The sequence below is a fragment of the Endozoicomonas sp. ONNA1 genome (genome assembly GCF_024606325.1).
Lineage (GTDB): Bacteria > Pseudomonadota > Gammaproteobacteria > Pseudomonadales > Endozoicomonadaceae > Endozoicomonas_A.
In genome coordinates this window covers 1-2,231 of record NZ_JAHHPN010000909.1, presented here as the reverse complement: position 1 = coordinate 2,231, position 2,231 = coordinate 1, and the positions used below count along the sequence as shown (strand labels likewise).

General features: G+C 52.4%; 3 protein-coding genes. All 3 read right to left on the bottom strand.

Annotation, left to right across the window (positions count from 1 at the left end):
- A partial coding sequence (locus KDK19_RS21370) for a haloacid dehalogenase-like hydrolase (protein ID WP_257292907.1) occupies nt 1-200 on the bottom strand: 200 nt, incomplete at its 3' end.
- Complete coding sequence (locus KDK19_RS21365) at nt 197-952, bottom strand: SDR family oxidoreductase (protein WP_257292906.1); 756 nt, start codon at nt 950-952, stop codon at nt 197-199. The genes KDK19_RS21365 and KDK19_RS21370, both read right to left, overlap by 4 nt.
- Nucleotides 949-2,231 (bottom strand): FAD-binding oxidoreductase (locus tag KDK19_RS21360; protein ID WP_257292905.1); only part of this gene is annotated, 1,283 nt, incomplete at its 5' end. The genes KDK19_RS21360 and KDK19_RS21365, both read right to left, overlap by 4 nt.

The window sequence follows — 2,231 nt, the reverse complement described above, 5'->3', positions numbered from 1 at the left end:
TGCTTAGCGATGTCATTACGTAACACCTTTGCGAAATAGGCGACTAAAATAGGGCTGACCAAAAAGAGTTTGGCGTAATACTTCCGCCGCCCAAGCACATACTTCAAGAAGGGCATCAGCGTATCGCCAGTCGTCAGGGTTCCATCAAAGTCAAAAAATGCTACAACTGCACCCTCTTTGGCTTCTGTTGATTGAGTCATAGAGAGAGCCGCTTGAAGATCGTTTCAGGAATAAGTTTGATGACCAGCATGATCCCCGCCCAAAACCATGGCAAATAAACGACACCACGACCTTTCTCCATAGCCTTGATGATACCCGACGCAATTTGCTCAGGCCGGGCCCATAGCGGACCTGACTTTTCAAACGACGCGGTCATCGGAGTATCCACAAAGCCCGGCTTGACCGTCACCACATCCACACCGGATTTGGCCAACCGGTTACGTAACCCCTGTAAAAAAAGTGATACCATGCCCTTCGCGGCACCGTAAACGTAATTACTTTGACGTCCACGATCGCCTGCCACCGAGCTAATGACCCCAATCACGCCTCTTCGCTGTTGTTCTAATCTGTTGGCCAGGAAGGTCAACAAGCTGATAACACTGAGTGCGTTCGTCTCGATTTCCCGTAATGCCACGGCCGCATCGTCTTGGCAAGCCTGCTGGTCGGGTAAGGTGCCATGCGCTATCAAAACTCCGTCGATGCTGCCGAGAAAGGCTTCGGCTGCGTTAACCAGCTCTTCGTGCTTACCATTGTCGGTAAGATCTGCTGCAACACCATCAATGCACTGGTTTTGTCCGGCCCGGACCCTAAGGTCCTCAAGTACCCCATCCAATTTTTGCTGGTTTCGCCCCACACAAAACAGTGACGCCCCTTGCGCCACGAGCTGGCGAGCCGTTTGCTCCGCGATTGCGGACGTTGCGCCGAAAATAATTACACGTTTCAAAGAGTTCATGAGGTTACACGCTGCCAAAATGCTGATGAAAAGTTTGGGTCAATATATTCACTAAAGGTCTGCCACTGCGGGTATCCCATTTGGAACAAATCTGCAGGCATCCGAGCGTCTTTACCAGGGTAAAGAGCCCCCCCGGCTTCCCGAACAATGGCATCCAGGTCCGCCAACAACCTAAGGGTTTCTTTACCTTGATTGGGAAAGTCCAGGGCCAACGTACTACCGGGTCTATGGAACGACATCATTCCCAAAGATGGCTTGCTACCAAACGTCTTGAGCACGGCTAGAAATGACCCTTGTCTTCGCTTGGCAATGACGCTCAGCAATTCTGACGTTGCGGCCTCTGCCGCTTCTGGGGGGATGACGCACTGGTACTGATAAAATCCCTTTCGACCATAGATGCGATTCCAGTCTTGTATCGCATCCAACGGATAAAAATAAGGCTCGTAGTGAATCAAGCTACCTTGGGGTTTAACCGGTTGCCGGTAATACAGCGAGTTGAATGCTTTCAAACTCAGGGTATTAATCAGCGAAATCGGCGGATCCAAAGGGATCCGCTTTCCACTGGATTTGAAGATCGGCAACTCAGTTTGTCCAGCCGCGTGCTGGCCCGCCAACAATATCCCACGGCCTTGAGCTTTGCCGGTCGCCAAGCAGTCGATCCAGGCGACTGTGTAGGGCGACGAGGCCTCCGCTTCACGATTCAACGCCCAGAATTCGTTTAGGTTCGAGAATCGTCGCGACTCCACCCACATCCATGGGTTACGAATTGGCACTAACTGAATCTCAGCCCATCGAATAAGGCCAGTTAGCCCCAAGCCCCCAATCGTTGCTCTGAACCAATCTTCGTTCTCATCCTGCGTACATTCCAATACCGCTCCATCACTACGCCACAGCTCAAAAGCTCGGACGTGATGACCGAAACTACCGACATCGTGATGATTTTTCCCGTGAACGTCATTCGCGATCGCGCCGCCGACTGTGGCAAAACGAGTCCCGGGCGTACTAGCCAAAAACCATCCTTGCGGGACCACCAACGACAGGATTTCACCCAACGTGACCCCCGCCTCACACCGAAGAGTCCCACTTAACGGGTCAAATTCGATAAAACGGTCGAGACCACGAGTGAGCAGTACGGTGCCTTTACCAGAAAGACAAACATCGCCATAACTTCTGCCGTTCCCGTGCGCGAGCAACGGTCTGGGATAGGCATCAGGCACCTTCTCTTCGCGGTGAGTAAGCGCCAGTACCGCCTCTGGCTCAATGCGAGGCAAGCGATTCC